Source organism: Neorhizobium galegae (assembly GCF_017877135.1).
GTDB classification, from domain to species: Bacteria; Pseudomonadota; Alphaproteobacteria; order Rhizobiales; family Rhizobiaceae; genus Neorhizobium; species Neorhizobium galegae_A.
This window is the reverse complement of the sequence record NZ_JAGIPH010000002.1, coordinates 133786-156622: the sequence shown is the minus strand read 5'-3', so window position 1 is coordinate 156622 and position 22837 is coordinate 133786. Positions and strand designations below refer to the sequence as shown.

At 62.3% G+C, this 22837-nt stretch carries 25 protein-coding genes; 18 read left to right on the top strand and 7 right to left on the bottom strand.

The features are described 5' to 3' along the window. Positions 1-148 precede the first annotated feature (148 nt). Genes J2858_RS08280 through J2858_RS08270 form a run of 3 tightly spaced genes read left to right on the top strand, consistent with a single transcriptional unit; the run spans position 149 to position 1769 of the window. On the top strand, positions 149-304 hold the full coding sequence (locus J2858_RS08280) for a DUF2256 domain-containing protein (RefSeq protein WP_210104329.1): 156 nt from the start codon (positions 149-151) through the stop codon (positions 302-304). Next, positions 301-1350, top strand: coding sequence for an NAD(P)/FAD-dependent oxidoreductase (locus J2858_RS08275; RefSeq protein WP_210104328.1), 1050 nt, complete (start codon positions 301-303; stop codon positions 1348-1350). The genes J2858_RS08280 and J2858_RS08275 overlap by 4 nt, the downstream gene beginning before the upstream one ends. Next, entirely contained in the window at positions 1347-1769 is a 423-nt protein-coding gene (locus tag J2858_RS08270; protein WP_210104327.1) for a DUF3429 domain-containing protein, read from the top strand. The genes J2858_RS08275 and J2858_RS08270 overlap by 4 nt, the downstream gene beginning before the upstream one ends. 15 nt (positions 1770-1784) lie before the next feature. Here the strand turns inward: J2858_RS08270 and J2858_RS08265 are convergent, their stop codons facing one another. The 5 genes from J2858_RS08265 to J2858_RS08245 form a co-directional block, all read right to left on the bottom strand. Continuing rightward, a complete protein-coding gene (locus tag J2858_RS08265; protein WP_210104326.1) occupies positions 1785-2474 on the bottom strand; it encodes an SDR family NAD(P)-dependent oxidoreductase in 690 nt (229 codons plus the stop codon). Positions 2475-2552: 78 nt separating this feature from the next. Continuing rightward, positions 2553-4091: a cryptochrome/photolyase family protein gene (locus tag J2858_RS08260; RefSeq protein WP_210104325.1), complete on the bottom strand. Its 1539-nt coding sequence runs from the start codon at positions 4089-4091 to the stop codon at positions 2553-2555. Between the two features lie 102 nt (positions 4092-4193). Continuing rightward, positions 4194-4550: a hypothetical protein gene (locus tag J2858_RS08255; protein ID WP_210104324.1), complete on the bottom strand. Its 357-nt coding sequence runs from the start codon at positions 4548-4550 to the stop codon at positions 4194-4196. 132 nt (positions 4551-4682) lie between these two features. Continuing rightward, positions 4683-4919: a hypothetical protein gene (locus J2858_RS08250; protein WP_210104323.1), complete on the bottom strand. Its 237-nt coding sequence runs from the start codon at positions 4917-4919 to the stop codon at positions 4683-4685. Next, the gene (locus tag J2858_RS08245) at positions 4916-5266 is read right to left on the bottom strand and encodes a DUF2325 domain-containing protein (RefSeq protein WP_432443325.1); all 351 of its coding nucleotides are present in this window, start codon (positions 5264-5266) and stop codon (positions 4916-4918) included. Before J2858_RS08245 ends, J2858_RS08250 begins: the two co-directional genes overlap by 4 nt. A gap of 307 nt (positions 5267-5573) precedes the next feature. Here J2858_RS08245 and J2858_RS08240 point away from each other — a divergent pair, with 307 nt between their 5' ends. The 5 genes from J2858_RS08240 to J2858_RS08220 all read left to right on the top strand — a co-directional run bounded on the left by J2858_RS08240 (position 5574) and on the right by J2858_RS08220 (position 9426). After that, positions 5574-6935 carry an NAD(P)-dependent oxidoreductase gene (locus tag J2858_RS08240; protein WP_210104321.1) on the top strand — a complete coding sequence of 454 codons (1362 nt, stop codon included), beginning with the start codon at positions 5574-5576 and terminating at the stop codon, positions 6933-6935. A gap of 18 nt (positions 6936-6953) precedes the next feature. Then, positions 6954-8267, top strand: a complete 1314-nt coding sequence (gene preA / locus J2858_RS08235) for an NAD-dependent dihydropyrimidine dehydrogenase subunit PreA (RefSeq protein ID WP_210104320.1) — start codon at positions 6954-6956, stop codon at positions 8265-8267. A 232-nt stretch (positions 8268-8499) separates the two neighbouring features. Beyond that, the gene (locus tag J2858_RS08230) at positions 8500-8700 is read left to right on the top strand and encodes a type II toxin-antitoxin system VapB family antitoxin (protein WP_210104697.1); all 201 of its coding nucleotides are present in this window, start codon (positions 8500-8502) and stop codon (positions 8698-8700) included. Then, positions 8697-9080, top strand: a complete 384-nt coding sequence (locus J2858_RS08225; protein WP_210104319.1) for a type II toxin-antitoxin system VapC family toxin — start codon at positions 8697-8699, stop codon at positions 9078-9080. The genes J2858_RS08230 and J2858_RS08225 overlap by 4 nt, the downstream gene beginning before the upstream one ends. A gap of 145 nt (positions 9081-9225) precedes the next feature. After that, positions 9226-9426 (top strand): hypothetical protein, encoded by a 201-nt coding sequence (locus J2858_RS08220; RefSeq protein ID WP_210104696.1) that lies wholly within the window; start codon positions 9226-9228, stop codon positions 9424-9426. A gap of 4 nt (positions 9427-9430) precedes the next feature. Here J2858_RS08220 and J2858_RS08215 read toward each other — a convergent pair whose 3' ends face one another. Continuing rightward, positions 9431-10072: a TetR family transcriptional regulator C-terminal domain-containing protein gene (locus tag J2858_RS08215; protein WP_210104318.1), complete on the bottom strand. Its 642-nt coding sequence runs from the start codon at positions 10070-10072 to the stop codon at positions 9431-9433. A gap of 290 nt (positions 10073-10362) precedes the next feature. Here J2858_RS08215 and J2858_RS08210 point away from each other — a divergent pair, with 290 nt between their 5' ends. The 8 genes from J2858_RS08210 (at position 10363) to J2858_RS08175 (ending at position 17921) form a co-directional block, all read left to right on the top strand. Beyond that, the gene (locus tag J2858_RS08210) at positions 10363-11616 is read left to right on the top strand and encodes a Zn-dependent hydrolase (protein ID WP_210104317.1); all 1254 of its coding nucleotides are present in this window, start codon (positions 10363-10365) and stop codon (positions 11614-11616) included. Positions 11617-11665: 49 nt separating this feature from the next. Further along, positions 11666-11869, top strand: coding sequence for a hypothetical protein (locus tag J2858_RS08205; protein WP_210104316.1), 204 nt, complete (start codon positions 11666-11668; stop codon positions 11867-11869). A 102-nt stretch (positions 11870-11971) separates the two neighbouring features. Continuing rightward, complete coding sequence (hydA, locus tag J2858_RS08200; protein ID WP_210104315.1) at positions 11972-13426, top strand: dihydropyrimidinase; 1455 nt, start codon at positions 11972-11974, stop codon at positions 13424-13426. 90 nt (positions 13427-13516) lie between these two features. Continuing rightward, positions 13517-14308 (top strand): ABC transporter ATP-binding protein, encoded by a 792-nt coding sequence (locus J2858_RS08195; protein ID WP_210104314.1) that lies wholly within the window; start codon positions 13517-13519, stop codon positions 14306-14308. 460 nt (positions 14309-14768) lie between these two features. Next, positions 14769-15152 carry an endonuclease domain-containing protein gene (locus J2858_RS08190; RefSeq protein ID WP_210104313.1) on the top strand — a complete coding sequence of 128 codons (384 nt, stop codon included), beginning with the start codon at positions 14769-14771 and terminating at the stop codon, positions 15150-15152. Beyond that, positions 15149-16027 (top strand): ABC transporter permease, encoded by an 879-nt coding sequence (locus J2858_RS08185; RefSeq protein WP_210104312.1) that lies wholly within the window; start codon positions 15149-15151, stop codon positions 16025-16027. Before J2858_RS08190 ends, J2858_RS08185 begins: the two co-directional genes overlap by 4 nt. Then, the gene (locus tag J2858_RS08180) at positions 16024-16890 is read left to right on the top strand and encodes an ABC transporter permease (protein WP_210104311.1); all 867 of its coding nucleotides are present in this window, start codon (positions 16024-16026) and stop codon (positions 16888-16890) included. The genes J2858_RS08185 and J2858_RS08180 overlap by 4 nt, the downstream gene beginning before the upstream one ends. Positions 16891-16928: 38 nt before the next feature. Then, positions 16929-17921: an ABC transporter substrate-binding protein gene (locus J2858_RS08175; RefSeq protein ID WP_210104310.1), complete on the top strand. Its 993-nt coding sequence runs from the start codon at positions 16929-16931 to the stop codon at positions 17919-17921. Between the two features lie 17 nt (positions 17922-17938). Here the strand turns inward: J2858_RS08175 and J2858_RS08170 are convergent, their stop codons facing one another. Continuing rightward, on the bottom strand, positions 17939-18205 hold the full coding sequence (locus tag J2858_RS08170; protein WP_210104309.1) for a hypothetical protein: 267 nt from the start codon (positions 18203-18205) through the stop codon (positions 17939-17941). Between the two features lie 71 nt (positions 18206-18276). On the opposite strand from J2858_RS08170, the gene J2858_RS08165 reads away from it, so the two are divergent. Next, on the top strand, positions 18277-19491 hold the full coding sequence (locus J2858_RS08165) for an efflux RND transporter periplasmic adaptor subunit (protein ID WP_245365677.1): 1215 nt from the start codon (positions 18277-18279) through the stop codon (positions 19489-19491). Further along, complete coding sequence (locus J2858_RS08160; protein ID WP_210104308.1) at positions 19488-22811, top strand: efflux RND transporter permease subunit; 3324 nt, start codon at positions 19488-19490, stop codon at positions 22809-22811. Before J2858_RS08165 ends, J2858_RS08160 begins: the two co-directional genes overlap by 4 nt. Positions 22812-22837: the final 26 nt, after the last annotated feature.

Sequence of the window (22837 nt, the reverse complement as noted above, 5' to 3'; positions counted from 1 at the left end):
GCTCGACCTGACGACGCCGAAACAGCCGACCATCCAGACTGACACGCATCTTTGCAGTTGTGAGGCGAGATTAAACGTCAGGGCTGCACCGCGCTGATCCGCATGACATCGCCGCGCGTAAAACACCCAAAAGTGATGGGGTGCCTCCATGGCGAAAACGGTGAAGAAAAGCGAGCTGCCGAGCAAGATCTGCCCGGCCTGCGCGCGGCCGTTTTCCTGGCGGCGCAAGTGGGTGCGGGATTGGCCGGCGGTGGTGTATTGCTCCGAGCGGTGTCGCCGGACCAAGGGAGACAGGGCACGATGAGACAGCCTTCGATTGCCATCATCGGCGCGGGTATTGCCGGTCTTGCGCTGGCACATCAGCTTTCGGCGCATGCGCGGGTCACCCTCTTCGACAAGAGCCGGGGCCTCGGCGGACGGCTTGCCACGCGGCGCCAAGGTGAAACGGGCTTCGATCACGGGGCACAATATTTTACCGTGCGGGATGCCCGTTTTCACGCGGCACTGGAACCGTTTCTCGAGGCGGGCCATGTCGAGGCGTGGAACGCGCCCCTGATGCGGCTGAACGCTGACCGGACGCTGGAGCGGCTCGTCGATCGCGCCCCGCGCTTTGTCGGCGTGCCGACGATGACCGCTCTTGCCAAGGCGATGGCTCAGGCCATCGAGGTCAGGCTCGACCGGCAGGTGCTTTCGCTTGCCGGCGAGCCGGGGCACTGGTTTCTGGTGACGCCGGAGGAGCGGTCTGGCCCGTTCGACTGGGTTCTGTCCAGCGCCCCGGCGCCGCAGACCGCCCGCCTTCTGCCGCTTGATGCGGCGGATGCGGCAGCGGTTGCAGAAGTGCGGATGAACGGCTGCTTCACGTTGATGCTGCAGTTGCCAGGCGACACCCAGCTTCCCTTCGAAGCCTGCCAGGTGGCGGTGGAAGGAGATGCGGGCGACCCCTTGCCGGTGATCAGTTGGATGGCCGCCAACAACAGCAAGCCGCAGCGCGATGCGGCCGTCTCGCTGGTCGTTCATGCCGGCAGCGCCTGGTCGGATGCGCATCTGGAGGACGAGCCGGATCAGGTGCGCGAGCGGATGCTGGCCGCCTGCCGCAATCTGTTTCCGACCATCCCCTTCGACGCGGCAAGCGGGATCACCCTGCACCGCTGGCGCTATGCCAACGTGGAACGGCCGCTCGGCCGCCCCTTCATCCTCGACACCAACCGCCGGATCGGCGCCTGCGGCGACTGGTGCATCGGCAATCGCGTCGAGGCCGGGTTTCTGAGCGGCCATCTGCTCGGGGAAACCCTCACGGATGTCATGGGCAAGCTCACGGCAAAGCCGCTCTCGCCAAAGCTGGAGGCATGATGCAAAACTCTCAACGGCTGACTGTTCTCCTCACCGTCTGCGGTGCCCTGCCGTTTTACCTTGCACAACTCCCGGTCCTGGACGAGGCCACCCGACTTTATGCCTTCCTCTCCTATGGCGCGGTGATCGCCTCCTTCATGGCGGGCACGCTGTGGGGGCTGGTTCAGGCGAGGGAAAGACCGCCTCTGTCGGCGATTGCCATCAGCAACGGGTTTGCACTCGCCGCCTGGGCCTCGTTGCTGATGCCGGCCGGGCGCCTGGCGCTTGCGGTTCAGGCGATAAGCTTCATCGGGCTTCTGGCCACCGACCGGTCGCTGCTGTCGCGGGCGCTCGAAAAATCCTGGTATTTCGCCTTGCGGCTGCGGGTCACGCTTCTGGTTCTTGCCGCCTATGGACTGGCGCTTCTCACCTTTGCCTGATCAGCCGATCGATCTCTACCAGTCGATCGGCTGGCCGTCATAGGCGAAGAAGCGTCCGCTTTCCTCCGGCGTCAGGCGGTCGAGCACGCCAAGCATGGCATTGGCGGCAGCACTCGGCTCGCTGCGCTGGTGGCCGCCGGAATATTTCTCCGAAAGCTGCGTGGCAACCGTGCCCGGATGAAGCGGCACCAGCACCGCCATCGGATGGGTGCGGGCAAGCTCGATCGACGCGGTGCGCACGATCTGGTTGAGCCCGGCCTTGGCGGCGCGATAGGAAATCCAGCCGCCCAGCTGATTGTCGCCGATGGAGCCGACGCGGGCCGAGAGAAAGGCCATCAGCGCCCGTTCTCGCTTGGCAAGGAGCGGCGAAAAGGATTTTATCACCAGCGCAGGCCCGACGGCGTTCAGCTGGAACTGGCGCATCATCGCCTCGGCCGAAATCTGCCGGAGCGATTTTTCCGGCCCGATGCCATCAATGGTAAGACCGCCGGTTGCGCAGAGGATCAGCTGGAATTCGCCCGTGAGCCCTGCCGCTGCGCGCGCCACGCTCAGTTCATCCGTCAGATCCAGCCCGTCGACGCTGCGGGACAGGCGCTTAAGCTCGCCGCAGCGCGGGTCATTGCCGATCGTCCTCGACAGCGCCTCGCCAATGCCGCCGCTCGCGCCGATCACCAGCGCGCGGTAGCCATGTGGAAGGGACGTCATCAGTCCTTCTGTCATCATCGTCTCCACCCGTTCAATCTCCCATCCTCTACGCAGAAAGACGGCAACCGGTTCTTCGCCTTACACGCGTTCCGCCGCATCGAGCTTTTGCAGAAAACGCCGGGCGGAGGCGCGAAAATCCTGCCGCTGCGCATCGCTCATGCGCGACCAGGTGGCATAGGGCTGGGCAAGGCGCCGGTTGCGCGACAGACGCTCCCGGTTGCGATCGAGAAAATCCCAATAGAGCGCGTTGAACGGACAGGCCCCCTCGCCCGTCTTCTTCTTCACGTCGTAGCGGCAGCCCGTGCAGTAATCCGACATCTTGGAAATGTAGTTACCGCTTGCCGCATAGGGCTTGGAGCCCAGAAGCCCGCCGTCGGCAAACTGGCTCATGCCGATCACATTGGGCATTTCCACCCATTCATAGGCATCGGCATAGACTTCCAGATACCATTCATGCACGGCATGCGGCGCAAGGCCCGCAAGAAGCGCAAAATTGCCGGTGATCATCAGGCGCTGGATGTGATGGGCGTATGCGGTGTCGATCGTGTCGCGGATCACCGTTCGAAGGCAGGCCATATCCGTCTCGGCTGTCCAGAAGAAATCCGGCAGCGGGCGCTTTGCCTCGAAAAAATTGCTCTCGGCATAGTCCGGCATTTTCAGCCAATAGATGCCGCGCATGTATTCGCGCCAGCCGATGATCTGGCGAATGAAGCCCTCGACGGCATTCAGCGGCGCATACCCTTCCAGATAGGCGCGCTCGGCGGCGCGGCAGACAGCCAGCGGATCGAGAAAGCCGATATTGATGTAGAACGACAAAAGCGCGTGGTTGAGGTTCGGGTCGGACGTCAGCATCGCGTCCTGCGTCTCGCCGAAGGCCGGCAGAAAATCGGCGATGAAATCGTCAAGCAGCGTTTCGGCATCGGCGCGGGTGACGGCAAAACCAAAACCCTCCAGCCGACCGATGTGATCGGCAAAGCGGTCTTCCACGAGAGACAGCACGTCGCGGGTGATCGCGTCCGGGGAAAACTGCCGGCGACGCGGGCGCAACAAATCCTGCTGTGCGGGCTTGCGGTTCTCCGCATCGAAATTCCAGCGCCCGCCGGCCGGAGCATCCCCGTCCATCAGGAGGCCCGTCTTGCGGCGCATCTCGCGATAGAAGAATTCCATGGTCAGCTCGCGGCGCGTACCCGCCCAGGCGGCGAACTCCTCGTGCGTGGCTAGGAAGCGGCGGTCGGGGCGGATTTCCACCGGACAGCGGGCAGCATCGCTCCAGCCGCGCATATCATCGAGCACGCGCCATTCGCCAGGCTCGGTGACGACCACCCGTTGCGGTGCAAGCGCCTCGACGGCACGCAGCAATTCACCGCGAAACGAGCCGGCATTGTCCGGATCGTCCAGACGAATGTAGCGCACCGCAAAGCCAGCCGTCTCCAGTTCTTCGGCAAAATGGCGCATGGCCGACAGGATGAAGGCGATCTTGCGCTTGTGATGGCGCACATAGGTCGCCTCTGCCATCACCTCGCACATCAGGATCCCGTCGCAGGCCGGGTCGGCATCGCGAAGGCTTGAGAGGTCGGGTGACAGCTGGTCACCGAGAATGAAGATAAGATTGCGCATCAGCGGCCGGGCATCCTGGCGATTAAGGATCGTTCCTGCCCTTACGCGCGCAAGACCGGATCAGATCGCAGGCGGCAGGGCGAGCCGACCGTCGGAGTTCGCTTATGAGCGATAGAGAAGTCCGGCACTCTGCAATTGCCAAGCCCCGTGGTGGCTGACCAGCGACCGGGCCATGGAGCAGAATGCCTGCGGGTTCTGCCCATAGGCGATCGTGCTGGCGGCGACGCGCGCCTCTGCCTGTTGGCGGCTGCGCGTGGCCGACCACTTCATGGCACCACCCAGATTGAACAGTTCGACCTGCAGATTGTCGACGTTGAAATTCAGGCCAAGGCAATTGGCGTTTGCAACGACAAAAACCGCATAGTTTTCAAACACTTTCATCGGGTCCTGGGCAGGCTGATCTGCCGCTGCCGACGTCGAGAAAGCCAGGGATGCAAGAAGAATGGTTTTGCGCAACATGAGACGCCCTCCTGAGTGTGAAATTACGCTCAGCGGGATTTTTCACAATTGCTACTTTTCACCTGTCTAAAATGTTAACCATATTCGGGCAGAAATGACGCCCCCTGTGGCAGGCAGACCCTTGCGCGGCGCTCATGCCCGCCTGAGCGGAATGATTCGGGCCGGTTCCGGCGCCTCGGTTCCCGAGCGGGCAGAGCCCGGCAGACGGGTTCGGCCAATGGGAAACCGCAGGATGCACTCATTCTCCTCCAGCTCGTCCGGGCGACGGGTCAAGAGATCATAAAGCTCCGGCACCAGGCCATCGCCGTTCTGTTGGGCAAGCTTGTGCAGACCGATCAAAAGGCTCGGGTTGCGGCCGTCGTCACTCATCGCGTCTCTCTCTGTTCACTGCGCTCATGCATGGTCTGAAGCGCCCGCTCGAGCGAGGATTTCGAGCCGTTGCGCAGCGGGATAAAGGCTTTGGAAAACTTCTTGCAGCCGGTCTTTACCCGCAGACAGGCATCATGGCTGATACAGTCGATAGGGCAGAACACGCAGTCGACGGAAGGCAGAAGCGTATCGATGCGTGAGACGGCTTCGCGCAGGCCGCCATCGTGATGGATCAGCTCGGCGCCGAAATTGCTGGCGATCTGGCGCAGATGCGCCACCTGGCAATCGCGCCCGCCGACATAGAGAAAGCTTTTGACGCCGCCTCTGTCCTCGGCCTTTGCCGGCACGTCCTCATCCCGCCCCCGGTTCTCTCCCCTGCGCTTGTCCTTTTTTGCCACGGCTCGTCTTCCTCTTCATCGTCCGAGTCATTTCCCCTGGCGGGGCGCTTGGGCGGCACCATAGATAACATGAGAAATCGAGTAAAGAATAAACTTGACTGTTTGCATCATGATTAGTCCGCCAACGCCAACAATGGCCTGAGCGGCGGGTGATTTGACGAAACGCAGATCCAAAATTTTACCGTTTGATAAAAATTTTGACCGTGTTACGCTTCCTCAGTTGCGTAAGAATTCCATGATAAAAGAGGGATGCAACATGGACAGACTGGGAAGCGGCATTGCAGGCGGCCGGCTGGCACCTGCGGACTACGAGCGTAATTTTTCCGACCTACATCCACGGTTCGACCGGCACGAAGCGCTTGTCGCGGCCGATCGCTGTTACTTCTGCCACGACGCGCCGTGCATGACGGCCTGTCCCACCGCCATCGACATTCCGCTGTTCATCCGGCAGATCTCGACGGCCAATCCGCTGGGCGCTGCCCGCACCATTTTCTCGCAAAACAGTCTCGGCGGCATGTGCGCCCGCGTCTGTCCCACCGAAACGCTGTGTGAGGAAGCCTGCGTGCGCCACACGGCGGAAGACAGACCCGTCGAGATCGGCCGGCTGCAGCGCTATGCCACCGATATTGCCATGGAGACCGGCCGGCAGTTTTTTGCCCGCGCGCCAGAAACCGGCAAAACCATCGCCGTGGTCGGCGCCGGCCCGGCGGGCCTTGCCTGCGCGCACCGGGCTGCCCTCAACGGCCACACCGCCATCGTCTTCGACGCCCGCGAAAAACCCGGCGGGCTCAACGAATATGGCATTGCCGCCTACAAGGCAGCCGATGATTTCGCCCAGCGCGAGGTGGACTATCTGCTCGCCATCGGCGGGATCGAGATCCGCAACGGCCACGCGCTCGGCCGCGATTTCTCGCTGTCGGACCTCACCCGCGATTACGACGCGGTGTTTCTCGGCCTTGGCCTTGCCGGCGTCAACGCACTCGGTCTTGAGGGCGAAGATCTTGCCGGTGTCGATGATGCGGTGGATTTCATTGCTGCTCTTCGCCAGGCCGAAAACAAGGCCGATGTCCCGATTGGCCGGCGCGTCGTTGTGCTCGGCGGCGGCATGACGGCCATCGATGCGGCCATCCAGGCAAAGCTGCTCGGTGCCGAAGAGGTGACGATCTGCTACCGGCGCGGCAAGGACCAGATGAACGCCTCCGAATACGAACAGGATCTGGCGGCCTCCAAAGGCGTGCTGATCCGCCACTGGCTGTCGCCGAAGCGCATCTTGGGCCGCGACGGCGCAGTGGCCGGCATCGAACTGGACTATACGGCGCTGCGCGACGGTCACCTGACCGGCACCGGCGAAACGGGCGTCATCGCCTGCGATCAGGTGCTGAAGGCCATCGGCCAGTCGTTTCGGGCAAGCGGGCTCGGGACCCTTGCGATGGAGCGCGGCCGCATCGTCATCGACGAGCACTGTCGAACCTCCATGGACGGCGTCTATGCGGGAGGCGACTGCACCAACCGCGGCGAGGACCTGACCGTTCAGGCCGTGGCCCATGGCCGCGATGCGGCGGACGCCATTCATCGTCATCTTGCCGCAGCCGGTCAGCCGGCCGTGGCTGTCGCGTGAACAGGGGGAGGATGAACCATGGCTGATCTGCGCAATAATTTTGTCGGCATCACATCGCCGAACCCCTTCTGGCTCGCATCCGCGCCCCCCACCGACAAGGCCTATAACGTGGAGCGCGCCTTCAAGGCGGGCTGGGGCGGCGTCGTGTGGAAGACACTCGGCTCGGAAGGCCCGCCGGTCGTCAACGTCAATGGCCCGCGCTATGGCGCGATCTGGGGCGCCGACCGCAGGCTTCTGGGCCTCAACAATATCGAACTCATCACCGACCGTGACCTGCAGACGAACCTGCGTGAAATGAAGCAGGTCAAGATGAACTGGCCCGACCGGGCGCTGGTCGCCTCGATCATGGTGCCTTGCGTGGAGGAAGAGTGGCGCGCCATCCTGCCGCTGGTCGAAGAAACCGGTGTCGATGGCATCGAGCTGAATTTCGGCTGTCCACACGGCATGTCGGAGCGCGGCATGGGATCGGCCGTCGGTCAGGTGCCGGAATATATCGAAATGGTGGTGCGCTGGTGCAAGCAGTACACCCGCATGCCGGTGATCACGAAGCTGACGCCCAACATCACCGATATCCGCCACCCGGCACGCGCGGCCAAGCGCGGCGGTACCGATGCCGTTTCGCTGATCAACACCATATCCTCCATCGTCTCGGTCGATCTCGATACGTTTTCGCCCAATCCCTCCATTGGAGGAAAAGGCAGCCATGGCGGCTATTGCGGCCCGGCGGTGAAGCCGATCGCGCTGAACATGGTGGCCGAAATCGCCCGCGATCCGGAAACCTACCGCATGCCGATCTCCGGCATCGGCGGCGTCACCACCTGGCGCGATGCGGCAGAATTCCTGGCATTGGGCGCCGGCAATGTGCAGGTCTGCACGGCCGCCATGACCTATGGCTTCAAGATCGTCCAAGAGATGATATCCGGCCTCTCCGACTGGATGGACGAGAAGGGCCACAAGACGCTCGACGACATTACCGGCCGCGCCGTCGGCAATGTCACTGACTGGCAGTATCTCAACCTCAATTATGTGGCCAAAGCCCATATCGACCAGGACGCCTGCATCAAATGCGGCCGCTGCCACATTGCCTGCGAAGACACCTCCCACCAGGCAATCACGCACATGGTCGATGGGGTGCGACATTTCGAGGTAATCGAAGAGGAGTGCGTCGGCTGCAACCTCTGCGTCAATGTCTGCCCGGTGGAAAACTGCATCACCATGGAAACACTGCCGGCCGGCGAATTGGACAAGCGCACCGGCAAGGTGGTGGACCCGACTTACGCCAACTGGACGCAGCATCCGAACAACCCGATGGCACAGGTGGCTGCGGAGTAAGAGGATCTAAGGCAGGCGGGGCGCCAAGGTGCCCCGCTTCTTCGGTTGCTTCTAGCCCCCTGAGGCCAAGGCATATCTTCTTCATGCTCAAAACGCGCGTATGGAGCATCTATTGGTTTGATAATCCCTCGCTTCTCTTCGCTGAACGACAAGAGCGCCGTGATAGCGGTTCCTCAGGCGTAGAATTCGGCACCAAATGGCGTTATAATTGATGCTTGAGAGGGCACTTGCCATGCGATCCACCATCAACCTTGATGACCAACTTCTAGAACGCGCCCGTGCCCTGACCGGCACGAAAGAGACGGTAGCGCTTGTGCGACAGGCGCTGGAAACACTTGTCCGCGTCGAGTCCGGCAAGCGCCTCATCGCGCTGGGAGGCTCCATGCCGGATGCAGAGGCGGCACCTCGCCGCCGAACTGGCGCCGCTCAATGATCCTGGTCGATACGTCGATCTGGATTGATCACTTCCGATCCCCGGATGATGAGTTGCGGCGGATCATCGAGGAGGACGAACTGCTGTGCCACCCGTTCGTCATCGGCGAACTGGCGCTTGGCAGTCTTCGAAACCGCGACACTGTGCTGGAGCTTTTGGCACAACAGCGGCAGGCTGTCGTCGCGACGCATCAGGAGGTGATGGTTATGATCAACCGCCATTCCATCTTCAGCATGGGGATCGGCTATACAGATGCGCATCTGCTGGCTTCGACCTTGCTCGATCGCCGATCATCTCTGTGGACAAGAGACCGGCGCCTGGCGGCAGCGGCTGAAAAGGCAGGCGTGCGACTTTACATGCCCGGGAAGGCGACGAACTGAGTGATCGAGAACGATCCCCTGCCCAACCCACGTTACAAATCAGCACCAATGCGGTAAGGGCTAATCCCACTCTGTGGCGAACGCCCGCCACCTCCGTGGTATCACCTCACCTTTTCTGCTCTGGAGAAACAACATTATCAAGATCATGGTTTTGCTGCACAGCGCGGTTGGCGCGGGCTGGCAGTCTCCGCCGAAGGGCACCAGCCTGAAGACGTTGGGCGAAGCCGAGGAACAAGGGTTCATCGAGGTGCGCGGAGAGTTCCAGAAGCGGCAGATGCGCCTCACCGAACGGGGCCTGCGGCATCTGGACGAGGACAAGCGGCGGCTTGCCGCGCGCAGGATGTGACGCTTTAAGGCGCTTTTTCCACCTTCAGCCCGCGCAGAAAAAGCTCTTCCAGATAGCGGGCCGCATCCTCGAACCGCCCCTCGCCGGCCTTGTCGCCCAGAACGGCGCGCACCTGCACGTCGAAATCGGCATAATGCTGGGTGGTCGACCAGATCGAAAAGATCAGGTGGTACGGATCGCATCGGACAATCTTGCCGGCCTTGGCCCAGGCTCGGATCACCTGCGCCTTCTCGTCCACCAGCGCTTTCAGCGGACCGGTCAACTCGTCTTCGATATGCGGTGCGCCCTGCAGGATCTCATTGGCAAAGAGCCGGCTTTCGCGGGGAAAATCCCGTGACATTTCAAGCTTGCGGCGAATATAGGAGCGGATTTCCGTCTCCGGATCGCCGTCCGCATCAAAGGCCTTCAGCGGCTCCAGCCAGGTAAACAGCATGCGATCGAGAAGCGTGCGGTGCACCGCCTCCTTGGTGCGGAAATAATAGAGCAGATTGGGTTTCGACATGCCCGCGGCCTCAGCGATCTGATCGATCGTTGCGCCACGAAAGCCATAGGCGGAAAAGACGTCCAGCGCCGCTTCGAGGATTTTTTCCTCTTTCTCCTCCTGGATGCGCGTTCGCCGCTGCGTCTTCGCCGCTCTTGGAATCATGGTGTCGTTATCTCCTCTTGCACCGCCCGCGGCAAGACGCAGATGCACAAATTTTACCCCGGAAACCCTGCTGCCGGATTTCTGCTCATTTTTCACGACAGTGTACGTTTTTCGACTTGAGTGCACCCACGGAAATTGTAAGGTTTTACCAACCGGTCAATTTATCGGCGACGCACCCGACAAAGGCAAGCCATTGCTTGCTTCGTAACAAGAGGCGCGCGCCGGGACCTTAAGGGAACAGCGGTCGTGCCTCACATAACCGACTGAAACAGACATGAAGGATGACGCAAATGGTGGCGGCACCAGGCGAGAACTTGCGCGTGAACGGCGATCGGCTGTGGGATATGCTGACGGAAATGGCGAAAATCGGTCCCGGCATTGCCGGCGGCAACAATCGCCAGACCCTGACGGATGAAGATTCAGACGGTCGGCATCTTTTCAAGCGCTGGTGCGAGGCGGAAGGCCTCAGCATGGGCGTCGACAAGATGGGCACGATGTTTGCCACGCGCGCCGGCACTGATCCGGATGCGCTTCCCGTCTATATCGGCAGCCATCTCGACACGCAGCCGACCGGCGGCAAATATGACGGCGTGCTGGGCGTGCTGGCGGGGCTCGAAGTCGTGCGCACGCTGAACGACCTCAACATCAAGACCAAGCACCCGATCGTCGTTACCAACTGGGCGAACGAGGAAGGCGCACGCTTTGCCCCGGCCATGCTCGCCTCCGGCGTGTTTGCCGGCGTGCATTCGCTGGACTATGCCTATGGCCGCAAAGACCCCGACGGCAAGACCTATGGCGAGGAGTTGAAGCGCATCGGTTGGCTGGGCGAGGAAGAGGTCGGCGCGCGCAAGATGCACGCCTATTTTGAATACCACATCGAGCAGGGCCCGATCCTCGAAGCGGACGAGAAGCAGATCGGCGTCGTCACCCATTGCCAGGGCCTCTGGTGGCTGGAGTTCACGCTGACCGGCCGCGAAGCCCATACGGGCTCCACGCCGATGGCCATGCGGGTGAATGCCGGTCTTGCCCTGTCGCGCATCATCGAGATGGTGCAGGGCGTGGCCATGGAAGAACAACCGGGTGCCGTTGCCGGTGTCGGCCAGGTGTTCTTCTCCCCCAATTCCCGCAATGTTCTGCCGGGCAAGGTGGTGTTCACCGTCGACCTTCGCACGCCGTCCCAGGAAAAGCTGGACCGCATGCGCGCGAAAATCGAGGCGGAAGCGGCAAAGATCTGCGCACCGCTCGGCGTCGGCTGCGCTGTAGAGGCGGTCGGCCATTTCGATCCGGTGACGTTCGATCCGGTTCTGGTGGAACGGGTGCGCTCGGCGGCCGAAAAGCTCGGCTACAGCCACATGGACATCATTTCCGGCGCCGGACACGATGCCTGCTGGGCGGCAAAACTTGCACCGTCCACCATGATCTTCTGCCCCTGCGTCGGCGGGCTTTCCCACAACGAAGCGGAAGAGATTTCCAAGGAATGGGCCGCCGCCGGCTGCGACGTGCTGTTTCACGCGGTGGTTGAAACGGCGGAGATTGTGGGGTGATACCTTTCAGGCTACAATTGCCGCCAGAACACCAAGCGGAGACAAAGACATGTCACCTGCGTCGGAAAATCTGGTGCTGGAACATCTCAGGGCGATCCGGGCAACGCAGGATCGGCATTCCCAGGACCTTCTGGAAATCAAGGGCCGCCTCGGCATCCTCGAGCAGCAATATGCCAGTATCTCGCGCCGCGTTGATCACATCGACCAGCGGCTCGACCGCGTGGAGCGGCGCCTCGACCTCGTGGAGGTTTGAGGACCGCCGCCATACCGCACCAGCAAAACGACGATAAGCATCGGGCCGCCGGCACCGATGCTGCCGGTGGTCCTCCTATAAAGAAGAGAGGGAACGGGACCCATGAGCACAGTCATCAAAAACGGCACCATCGTCACCGCCGATCTTACCTACAAGGCGGATGTGAAGGTGGACGGCGGAAAGATCGTCGAGATCGGCCCGAACCTGTCCGGCAATACGGTGCTCGACGCGACCGGCTGTTATGTCATGCCCGGCGGCATCGATCCGCATGTGCATCTGGAAATGCCGTTCATGGGCACCTATTCGGCCGATGATTTCGAAAGCGGCACGCGCGCCGGGCTCGCCGGCGGCACCACCATGGTGGTGGATTTCTGTCTGCCCGATCCCGGCCAGTCGCTCATCGATGCGCTGAAGCGCTGGGACAACAAGGCGACGCGCGCCAATTGCGACTATTCCTTCCACATGTCGGTGACCTGGTGGGGTGAGCAGGTGTTCAACGACATGAAGACCGTGGTTCAGGAAAAGGGCATCAACACCTTCAAGCACTTCATGGCCTACAAGGGGGCCCTGATGGTGAACGATGACGAGATGTTCGCCTCCTTCTCGCGCTGCGCCGAGCTGGGCGCACTGCCGCTCGTCCACGCCGAAAACGGCGACGTGGTGGCGGCCATGCAAGCCAAGCTGATGGATGAGGGCAATAACGGCCCGGAGGCGCATGCCTATTCGAGGCCCGCGACGGTGGAAGGCGAAGCGACCAACCGCGCCATCATCATCGCCGATATGGCGGGCGCGCCGCTTTACGTCGTCCACACCTCCTGCGAACAGGCGCATGAAGCCATCCGCCGCGCCCGCCAGAACGGCATGCGCGTCTATGGCGAGCCGCTGATCCAGCACCTGACGCTGGACGAAAGCGAGTATTCGAACCCCGACTGGGACCATGCGGCGCGGCGCGTCATGAGCCCACCGTTCCGCAACAAGCTGCATCAGGATAGCCTCTGGGCCGGCCTGGCCTCTGGCTCCCTGCAGGTGGTGGCGACCGATCACTGCGCCTTCACCACCGACCAGAAGCGATACGGCGTCGGCGATTTCCGAAAGATCCCGAACGGCACCGGCGGTCTGGAAGATCGCATGCCGATGCTTTGGACCTATGGCGTGGCGACCGGCCGCATCACCATGAACGAGTTCGTCGCGGTCACCTCCACCAACATTGCGAAAATCCTCAACGTCTATCCGCGGAAAGGCGCAATCCTGGTCGGCGCCGATGCCGATCTCGTCGTCTGGGATCCGGAAAAGGAAAAGACGATCACCGCGAAAAGCCAGCAATCCGCCATCGATTACAACGTCTTCGAGGGCAAGACCGTAAAGGGCCTGCCGCGCTACACCCTGACCCGCGGCGTGGTTGCCATCGAGGACGGCGCCATCAAGACCCGCGAGGGCCACGGCCAGTTCGTCGCCCGCGAACCCTATTCGGCGGTCTCCAAGGCGCTGTCCGCCTGGAAGGAACTGACGGCGCCGCGCAAGGTGGAACGCACCGGCATTCCGGCTTCGGGCGTGTGAGGCGCGGATGACCCGATTTTCGACGCGGCGTCCAACTCCCGGGGGCGGTTTTGGCGCCTGCGCCTCCGTTTTTCTCCACAAGGCTTTTTCATGACTACCTCGCCTTTATCCGTCGTTTCCGCCAAAAACCTTGGTCTCACCTTCGAGACCAATGACGGCCCCGTGCATGCGCTGTCGAATGTCGATCTTGAGATCAACAAAGGCGATTTCGTCTCCTTCATCGGCCCGTCCGGCTGCGGCAAGACGACCTTTCTGCGCGTCATTGCCGATCTCGAAAAGCACACGGCCGGCACCATCACCGTCAATGGCATGACGCCGGAAGAGGCGCGCAAGAGCCGGTCCTATGGCTATGTGTTCCAGGCCGCCGCCCTTTATCCGTGGCGCAGCATCGAAAAAAACATCGCACTGCCGCTCGAAATCATGGGCTACGCGAAATCCGAGCAGGACAAGCGGGTCGCGGCCATGCTCGATCTCGTCAATCTCTCGGGCTTTGGCAAAAAATATCCCTGGCAGCTCTCGGGCGGCATGCAGCAACGCGCCTCGATTGCCCGCGCGCTCGCCTTCGATGCCGACCTTTTGCTGATGGACGAACCTTTTGGCGCACTGGACGAAATCGTGCGCGACCATTTGAACGAACAACTGCTCAAGCTCTGGGCGGCCACGAAAAAGACCATCTGCTTCGTCACCCACTCCATCCCCGAAGCCGTCTATCTCTCCACCAAGATCGTCGTAATGAGCCCTCGCCCCGGCCGCGTCACCGATGTCATCACATCGACGCTGCCCAAGGAGCGCCCGCTCGACATCCGCGAGACACCGGAATTCCTGGAAATCGCCCACCGCGTGCGCCAGGGGCTGAAGGCGGGGCACAGCTATGAGGAATAGCATTCAGGAAAAAACCCCTCCCCAACCCCTCCCCACAAGGGGGAGGGGCTTACGTGCCACAAGCACTCGCCCCACCAGGCAGAGATCTTGTGCGCGTTCAGCTCAAACTCTTCAAATTAAACGTGAGGCAGAGAGCTCGCCCCTCGCGGTCTCCCCCCTTGTGGGGGAGATGGCCGGCAGGCCAGAGGGGGGGTTGGCGGCGACAACCAACTTTCCAAAAAGGTGCGCGTGGAGCGTGGCGAAAAAGACCCCTCCCCAACCCCTCCCCACAAGGGGGAGGGGCTTACCTGCCACAAGCGCCCGCCTCACCAGGACGAGATCTCGTTCGCGTTCAGCTCGAACGTTTAAAGTTGAGATTGGGGCAGTGAGCCCGCCCCACACGGTCTCCCCCCTTGTGGGGGAGATGGCCGGCAGGCCAGAGGGGGTGTTGGCCTCAACGACCTTGAAAAAGGAGTGCCCGATGCCGCATTCCAACATCGATGCCAAGACGCGCGGTCGTGCAAAAACATTGCGACGGGAATTGACGAAGGCAGAACGGCAGATGTGGGATCTGCTGCGAGACCTTCGCTCCCGTGGCGCTCGCTTCCGTCGGGAAACGCCGATCGGGCCCTACATCGCCGATTTCGCGTGGCTCTCTGCCCGCATTATCATCGAAGTGGATGGCGACAGCCATGAGACAGAGTTTGGCCGCAAGCACGACGCGCAGCGAGACGCGTTTCTGACGAGGCAAGGTTTTAAGGTCCTGCGCTTCGACAATGCGGACGTGATCGGCTGCCCGGACGCGATCTTCACGATGCTGGAGACGGAGCTTGCCCCCTTTCTGACGGAGGGCGTCACCCCATGACCAGCCTATTCCGCGACCGCATCCTGCCGGTCCTTACCGTCATTGCCGCCATACTCGTGCTCTGGCATGTCGCCGTCGTTTATCTGAATGCTCCCTTTGTGCGCGATCAGGCCGCACGCGCCGGCGAAACGGTCACGCTGTCGCAACTGGTGGAGCGCAGCTTCGCGCAGGAGCGGCCGGTTCTGCCCGCACCGCACCAGATCCTCGCGGAGCTTTGGGATACGACCGTCAACAAGGCGGTCACCTCCAAGCGCAGCCTCGTCTATCACGCATGGGTGACGCTGTCGGCGACGCTTGCGGGCTTCGGCATGGGCACGGTACTGGGCATCGCGCTTGCCATCGGCATCGTTCACAGCCGGGCGATGGATCGCTCGCTGATGCCCTGGGTGATCGCCAGCCAGACCATCCCGATCCTTGCCATTGCGCCAATGATCATCGTCGTTTTGAACTCAATCGGTATTTCCGGGCTGATGCCGAAGGCGCTGATTTCCACCTATCTGTCCTTCTTCCCCATCGTCGTCGGCATGGTGAAGGGCCTGCGCAGTCCCGACGTGCTGCTGATCGATCTCATGCACACCTATCATGCAAGCCCGGCGCAAACCTTCTGGAAGCTGCGCTGGCCGGCCTCCATGCCTTATCTCTTCACCTCGCTGAAGGTGGCGATTGCCATTTCGCTGGTCGGCGCCATCGTTGGCGAACTGCCGACGGGTGCGGTGGCGGGGCTTGGCGCGCGCCTGCTGTCCGGCTCCTATTACGGCCAGACGATCCAGATCTGGGCTGCCCTCTTCATGGCCGCCGGCCTTGCCGCCGTGCTCGTTTCCATCGTCGGCTTTGCCCATCACCGCGTGCTGAAGCGCATGGGGGTAAAGCCATGAACGGCACTCTCGTCTTTGCCCTCCTCTTCTGGATCTTTGCCTGGGGGCTGAATGCCTGGCTGGTGAAGCAGAGGCCGAAAAACCTGGCGCTTGCACGCCTGATCGGGATTGCCGTGCCCGTACTGTTCGGCATCACGCTGCTCGTCATCTGGGAATGCGTCGTGCGCGGCTTTGCCATCCCGACGATCCTCCTGCCGCCGCCGTCTATGATCGGCGCGCGCATCCTCTCCTCGACCCCGATCCTCTGGGCGGATTTCCAGCAGACATTTCTGAAATCGGTCATCACCGGCTATGTCGCCGGCTGCGGGCTCGGCTTTGTCGTGGCGATCCTCATCGACCGCTCGCCCTTCCTGCAGAAAGGCCTGCTGCCCATCGGCAATTTCGTCTCGGCGCTGCCGGTCGTCGGGGTTGCACCGATCATGGTCATGTGGTTCGGATTCGACTGGCCTTCCAAGGTGGCCGTCGTCGTCATCATGACCTTCTTCCCCATGCTGGTGAACACGGTGCAGGGGCTTTCGGCCTCCAGCCACATGGAACGCGACCTGATGCGCACCTATGCCGCCGGCTGGGGCCAGACGCTCGTCAAGCTTAGGCTTCCGGCCGCCTGGCCGTTCATCTTCAACGCGCTGAAGATCAATTCGACGCTGGCGCTGATCGGTGCCATCGTGGCGGAGTTCTTCGGCACACCCATTGTCGGCATGGGCTTTCGCATTTCCACCGAAGTCGGGCGCAGCAATGTCGACATGGTCTGGGCCGAAATCGCGGTTGCAGCCGTCGCAGGCTCGGTCTTCTATGGTCTGGTGGCGCTCGGGGAGCGGGCCGTCACCTTCTGGCATCCGTCCGTCCGTGGTGGGCGGGCGTAAGGGTAGAAACGAACACAACAACAAGAGGGAACTGAACCATGACAATCAAACTTGCCTCCCTGCTGCTGGCTGCAGCCGTGTCCCTGACGGCCATGCAGGCCGCTGCCGCCGACAAGGTGACGCTGCAGCTGAAATGGGTGACGCAGGCCCAGTTCGCCGGCTATTACGTTGCCAAGGACAAGGGCTTCTACAAGGAAGAAGGCCTCGACGTCGACATCAAGCCGGGCGGCCCGGACATCGCGCCCCCGCAGGTTCTGGCTGGCGGCGGCGCCGACGTGATCGTCGACTGGATGCCGTCGGCGCTTGCCACGCGCGAAAAGGGCGTTCCGCTCGTCAACATCGCCCAGCCCTTCAAGTCCTCCGGCATGATGCTGACGTGCCTGAAGGAAACTGCCATCACCAAGCCGGCCGACTTCAAGGGCAAGACGCTCGGCGTCTGGTTCTTCGGCAACGAATATCCGTTCCTCTCCTGGATGGCGACGCTCGGCATCAAGACGGACGGATCGGCCGATGGCGTGAAGGTGCTGAAGCAGGGCTTCAACGTCGATCCGCTCCTGCAGAAGCAGGCCGCCTGCATTTCCACCATGACCTATAACGAATACTGGCAGGTCATTGATGCCGGCATCAAGCCGGAGCAACTGGTCACCTTCAAGTATGAGACGGAAGGCGTGGCAACGCTCGAAGACGGCCTCTACGTGCTGGAAGACAAGCTGAAGGACCCGGCCTTCAAGGAAAAGATGGTCAAGTTCGTCCGCGCCTCGATGAAGGGCTGGAAATGGGCCGAGAAGAACCCGGACGAAGCCGCCGGCATCGTGCTGGATAACGACGCGTCCGGCGCGCAGACCGAAAAGCACCAGAAGCGCATGATGGGTGAAGTGGCCAAGCTGACCGCCGGCTCCAACGGCGCGCTCGACAAGGCCGATTATGATCGCACGGTGAAGACGCTGCTTGGCGGCGGTTCCGATCCGGTCATCACCAAGGAACCGAAGGGCGCCTATACGACCGAAATCACGGCAGCGGCCCTGAAGTAATAAAAAGACATCCCGGACTATACCGGAACATCATCTTGACGCGCGGCCTTGGCCGCGCGTTTTTTATTGTTTTTGGGTGACAGGTTCGCCCTATCGGCGAAGCTCATGCCGCCCTGCAATTGATCCTCCCGACCGTTACGGTTAAGCTGATCATGTTTCAGCACCGGGTGATCTTGCGCAGCATTTTCCGCGTAACCACCTATCAGTCGGCAAGGTGTTCGCGCACCGGCTGCGACACGGACCGGGCGGACGGCGGGGAGGCTGGTCGCATCGGCATACTTCAAATTGCTCTCGGATAAAGCCGCCCCTTGCGACAAGGGAAGCGGCCGCTTGCAGGAACAGGTCCAGACTGCCGATGACACGCCCAATGACGCCGATTGCCGCCCTGACAACCGCCGCCCTGCTGTGGACAACACCATATGTGCCTCATGCCCGTGCCGAAGAACCGGCGGCACCGGTTGCCACGCGCGCGGCCCTTCCCGCGATTGTCGTGACGGAGGCGGTCGCGCGGCCGCTGGTCGATAGCGTGGTGGCGAGCGGCACGATCCGCGCCGTCCAGGAAATCTATGTGCAGCCGCTGGTGGACGGCCTGTCGATCAAGACGCTGGGCGCCGATGTCGGCGACCGCGTCAAGGCGGGCGACGTGATGGCGACGCTGAACGAAGACGCCCTTCTGCTGCAGAAAAGCCAGCAGCAGGCCAACAAGGTCAAGGCAGAGGCAGCGCTTGCGCAGTATCAGGCGCAGGTCATCGAGGCGCAGGCCAATGCCGAGGACGCGGTGCGCCAGCGCAACCGCGCCGAAACCTTGAGCCGCAACGGCACCGTGTCCGCCTCGCAGGTGGAGCAGCTCACCGCCTCTGCCGCCGCCGCCGAAGCCCGCCTCAATGCGGCGCGCCAGGCCGTCAGCGTCGGAGAGGCCGACATCAAGGTGGTCGCCGCCCAGATCGACGATATCGATCTCCGGCTGGAGCGCACCGCCGTCAAGGCGCCTGTCGATGGCGTGGTGTCCGTGCGCAATGCCAAGGTCGGCGCCATTGCCGCCGGGACTAGCTCGCCGCTGTTTACCCTCATTCGCGAAGGCCGCATCGAACTGGTGGCCGACGTTGCCGAAAGCGATGTCCGCCGCATCAAGTCCGGCCAGACGGCGCGGATTGCGGTCAATGGCGGCAGCGATACGCTGTCGGGAACGGTGCGGCTCGTTGCCCCGACCGTCGATCCGGTGACCCGGCTCGGCGCGGTGCACATCACCGTCGATGAAAACAGCGGCGCCAAGGCCGGCATGTATGGTACGGCCGAGATCATCATCACCGAAACTACGGCGCTGACGCTCCCGCAATCGGCCGTCAACACCGACCGCCATGGCTCCATCGCCCGCAAGGTCGAGGATAACGTCGTCAAGCAGGTGACGATCGAGACCGGCATCCAGTCCAAGGGCTTCGTGGAGATCCGCAGCGGTCTTTCCGAAGGAGACGTGGTGGTTGCCAAGGCCGGCGCCTTCGTGCGCGACGGCGACCGCATCACGCCGGTGCGGGCCGCGCCCGTCGCGTCGAACCAGGGGCTCACCCGATGAATTTTTCCGCCTGGTCGATCCGCAACCCGATTGCGCCGCTGCTTGCCTTTGCCCTTCTGATGTTCATGGGCATCCAGGCCTTCAACAAGCTGCCGATCACCCGTTTTCCGAATATCGACGTGCCGGTGGTGTCGATCACCGTCACGCAGAGCGGCGCCTCGCCCGCTGAACTCGAGATGCAGGTGACGAAGGAGATCGAGGATGCGGTCGCCTCGATCAGCGGTGTCGATGAGATCTCGTCCACCGTCACCGACGGCCAGTCGCAGACGGTCGTCCTGTTCCGCATCGAAAAGCCGACGGAAGAAGCCGTCCAGGATGCCAAGGACGCCATCGACCGCATTCGGGGCGATCTGCCCGCCTCCGTCGACGAGCCGATCGTCACCAAGGTGGATGTCGAAGGCCAGGCGATCCAGACCTTTGCCGTCTCCTCCCCCAACATGACGATCGAGGAACTCTCGTGGTTCGTCGACGACACGATCAAGCGCGCCCTGCAGGGCCAGCCGGGCATCGGCCGCATCGACCGCTACGGCGGTGCCGATCGGGAAATCCGCATCGCGCTCGATCCGGCAAAGCTGAATTCCTACGGCATCACCGCACCGCAGGTGAACACGCAGCTGCGCGGCACCAATGTCGATCTGGGCTCCGGCCGGGGACAGGTTGCCGGCAACGAGCAGACGATCCGCACGCTTGGCGATTCGCGCGACGTGACCGACCTTGCCAACACAACGATTGCGCTTCCGACCGGCAATTTCGTGACGCTGTCGGATCTCGGCAGGGTGACCGATACTTATGAGGAGCCACGCTCCTTCTCGCGCTTCAACGGCGAGCCGAACGTCACCTTCGCCGTCTTCCGTGCCAAGGGCGCAAGCGAGGTTTCGGTGGCCGAGACGGTGGCGACGCAGCTGGACGAGATCCGCAAGGCCCACCCGAACGTCACCATCCAGATGGTGGACGATTCCGTCTACTTCACCTACGGCAATTACGAAGCGGCGATCCACACGCTGATTGAAGGCGCGCTGCTTGCTGTTGTCGTGGTGCTTCTCTTCCTGCGCAACTGGCGCGCCACGCTGATTTCCGCCCTTGCCTTGCCACTGTCGGCCATTCCCACATTCTGGGTGATGGACCTGATGGGCTTTTCGCTGAACCTCGTCAGCTTCCTGGCGCTGACGCTTGCGACCGGCATTCTCGTCGATGATGCCATCGTCGAGGTGGAAAACATTGCCCGCCATATCAAGATGGGCAAGACGCCCTATCGCGCCGCCCTCGAAGCGGCCGATGAAATCGGGCTTGCGGTCATTGCCACCAGCTTCACCATCATCGCCGTCTTCGTGCCGGTTTCCTTCATGCCGGGCATTCCGGGCCAGTATTTCATCCAGTTCGGCCTGACGGTTGCCTTCTCGGTCTTCTTCTCGCTGCTGGTGGCGCGTCTCATCACACCGCTGATGGCCGCCTACCTGATGCGCGCCGAAGACGCGATGGACGATCATCACGACAATGATGGCCGGCTGATGAAGGCCTATACCTGGCTTGTCACCGGAACGACGCGGCGCTGGTACATGCGCTATCTGACGCTGGTCGGTGCCGTCGGCTTTCTCATCGGCTCGATCATGCTTCTCGCGCAGGTGCCGGGCAGCTTCCTGCCGCCGGAAGATGCCTCGCGCATCGTCCTGTCCGTCGAACTGCCGCCCAACGCGACGCTGGACGAAACCGCCGCCACCTCCACGGCGATCTACGACACGATCAAGTCGCTTGAGGGCGTGGAAAGCGTCTTCGTGCTCGGCGGTGCATCGCCCAAGGGCGACCTGGAGCTTCGGCGCGCCACCGTGCGTGTCATCCTCGGCAAGATCGAGCATTCGCTCGTGAAGACGCTCGTCAACAAGGCGTTCGGCAACTTGCCGCTGATCGGCCCGTACCTGCCGAAAATGCAGGAAAACGGCCGCACCCACCCGCAATGGGAGATCGAGAAGGAGATCTTTGCAAAGGTTGCCTCGATCCCGGATGTGCGCATCACCAAGCTCAACGATCGCGGCGAACGGGAGCTGACCTTCAACTTCCTGTCGACCAGCAGCGACGACCTGAACGATGCGGTGGCGACGCTCGAAAGCCGGCTGCGCGCCTCGCCTATCCTCGCCAATGTGTCTTCCGAAGGCGCCCTGCCCCGGCCGGAACTGCAGATCCGCCCGCGCAAGGCGGAAGCCGCACGGCTTGGCATCACCCCGCAGCAGATTTCCGAAACCGTGCGCGTCGCCACCATCGGCGATATCGATGCGGCGCTGCCAAAAATCTCGCTGGATGACCGGCTGATCCCGATCCGCGTGCAGGCCTCGCTCGATCTGCGCCGCGACCTGCAATCCATCCGGGCGCTCAAGATCCGCACGGCAGCCGGAGCCTCGGTGCCGCTGTCCAGCGTGGCCGACATCGATTATTCGGAAGGCCCAAGCTCGATCAAGCGCCATTCGCGCCAGCGCGTGGTGGTGATCGGATCGGACGTGCCGCAGGGCACAGCACTCGATACGGCAACGGCGGAATTCCGCCGTATCGTGGAGGAAACCAAGCTGCCGCCAACCGTGCAGCTCGCCGAAAGCGGCGACGCCAAGGTGCAGGGCGAAATGGTGCAGGGTTTTGCCAATGCCATGCTGCTGGGTCTGCTGCTGGTGCTGGTGGTGCTGATCCTGCTGTTCAAGGATGTGATCCAGCCCTTCACCATTCTCTTCTCGCTGCCGCTGGCAATCGGCGGCGTGGCCGTGGCGCTGATCATCACCAACAATGCGCTCTCCATGCCGGTGCTGATCGGCATCCTGATGCTGATGGGGATCGTCACGAAAAACGCCATTCTTCTGGTCGATTTCGCCGTAGAAATGCGCCGTCACGGGCTGGAACGGGTCCATGCCATGGTGGAAGCCGGCCGCAAGCGTGCCCGACCGATCATCATGACCTCGATTGCCATGTCGGCCGGCATGCTGCCGTCAGCGCTTGGCGTCGGCGAAGGCGGGTCTTTCCGCTCGCCGATGGCGATTGCGGTGATCGGCGGCATCATCGTCTCGACGGTGCTGAGCCTGCTGGTGGTGCCGGCCTTCTTCCTGATCATGGATGATCTGTCGCGACTGCTCGGCCGCATCTTCGGCCGCTTCGTCGGCAAGAAGGAAGAGGAAGAAGCCGTGCTGTCAGCCGAGCAACTGAGCGATGCGGTGCGGGCCAATGCGGCACGGCTTGCCGAGCTTGAGGGGCGGATACCCGCACCGGCGACCGGCCAGGACAACCGCTCCGGTGCCCCCGCGGCAAACAATGTGCTGCGCCTGCCGCCCCTTGCGGCGGAATAGGCAGGCGGGCGCCAGACGGCGCGTTT

What these genes read in the sequence shown, in the direction of transcription:
- J2858_RS08240 (WP_210104321.1), top strand. Translation starts at nt 5,574, where the DNA reads ATGGACAGACTGGGAAGCGGCATTGCAGGCGGCCGGCTGGCACCTGCG.
- J2858_RS08160 (WP_210104308.1), top strand. Translation starts at nt 19,488, where the DNA reads ATGAATTTTTCCGCCTGGTCGATCCGCAACCCGATTGCGCCGCTGCTT.
- J2858_RS08190 (WP_210104313.1), top strand. Translation starts at nt 14,769, where the DNA reads ATGCCGCATTCCAACATCGATGCCAAGACGCGCGGTCGTGCAAAAACA.
- J2858_RS08215 (WP_210104318.1), bottom strand. Translation starts at nt 10,072, where the DNA reads ATGATTCCAAGAGCGGCGAAGACGCAGCGGCGAACGCGCATCCAGGAG.
- J2858_RS08165 (WP_245365677.1), top strand. Translation starts at nt 18,277, where the DNA reads ATGACACGCCCAATGACGCCGATTGCCGCCCTGACAACCGCCGCCCTG.
- J2858_RS08220 (WP_210104696.1), top strand. Translation starts at nt 9,226, where the DNA reads ATGGTTTTGCTGCACAGCGCGGTTGGCGCGGGCTGGCAGTCTCCGCCG.
- J2858_RS08180 (WP_210104311.1), top strand. Translation starts at nt 16,024, where the DNA reads ATGAACGGCACTCTCGTCTTTGCCCTCCTCTTCTGGATCTTTGCCTGG.
- J2858_RS08280 (WP_210104329.1), top strand. Translation starts at nt 149, where the DNA reads ATGGCGAAAACGGTGAAGAAAAGCGAGCTGCCGAGCAAGATCTGCCCG.
- J2858_RS08175 (WP_210104310.1), top strand. Translation starts at nt 16,929, where the DNA reads ATGACAATCAAACTTGCCTCCCTGCTGCTGGCTGCAGCCGTGTCCCTG.
- J2858_RS08210 (WP_210104317.1), top strand. Translation starts at nt 10,363, where the DNA reads ATGGTGGCGGCACCAGGCGAGAACTTGCGCGTGAACGGCGATCGGCTG.
- preA (WP_210104320.1), top strand. Translation starts at nt 6,954, where the DNA reads ATGGCTGATCTGCGCAATAATTTTGTCGGCATCACATCGCCGAACCCC.
- J2858_RS08270 (WP_210104327.1), top strand. Translation starts at nt 1,347, where the DNA reads ATGATGCAAAACTCTCAACGGCTGACTGTTCTCCTCACCGTCTGCGGT.
- J2858_RS08265 (WP_210104326.1), bottom strand. Translation starts at nt 2,474, where the DNA reads ATGACGTCCCTTCCACATGGCTACCGCGCGCTGGTGATCGGCGCGAGC.
- J2858_RS08185 (WP_210104312.1), top strand. Translation starts at nt 15,149, where the DNA reads ATGACCAGCCTATTCCGCGACCGCATCCTGCCGGTCCTTACCGTCATT.
- J2858_RS08275 (WP_210104328.1), top strand. Translation starts at nt 301, where the DNA reads ATGAGACAGCCTTCGATTGCCATCATCGGCGCGGGTATTGCCGGTCTT.
- J2858_RS08255 (WP_210104324.1), bottom strand. Translation starts at nt 4,550, where the DNA reads ATGTTGCGCAAAACCATTCTTCTTGCATCCCTGGCTTTCTCGACGTCG.
- J2858_RS08250 (WP_210104323.1), bottom strand. Translation starts at nt 4,919, where the DNA reads ATGAGTGACGACGGCCGCAACCCGAGCCTTTTGATCGGTCTGCACAAG.
- J2858_RS08260 (WP_210104325.1), bottom strand. Translation starts at nt 4,091, where the DNA reads ATGCGCAATCTTATCTTCATTCTCGGTGACCAGCTGTCACCCGACCTC.
- J2858_RS08230 (WP_210104697.1), top strand. Translation starts at nt 8,500, where the DNA reads ATGCGATCCACCATCAACCTTGATGACCAACTTCTAGAACGCGCCCGT.
- J2858_RS08205 (WP_210104316.1), top strand. Translation starts at nt 11,666, where the DNA reads ATGTCACCTGCGTCGGAAAATCTGGTGCTGGAACATCTCAGGGCGATC.
- J2858_RS08225 (WP_210104319.1), top strand. Translation starts at nt 8,697, where the DNA reads ATGATCCTGGTCGATACGTCGATCTGGATTGATCACTTCCGATCCCCG.
- hydA (WP_210104315.1), top strand. Translation starts at nt 11,972, where the DNA reads ATGAGCACAGTCATCAAAAACGGCACCATCGTCACCGCCGATCTTACC.
- J2858_RS08195 (WP_210104314.1), top strand. Translation starts at nt 13,517, where the DNA reads ATGACTACCTCGCCTTTATCCGTCGTTTCCGCCAAAAACCTTGGTCTC.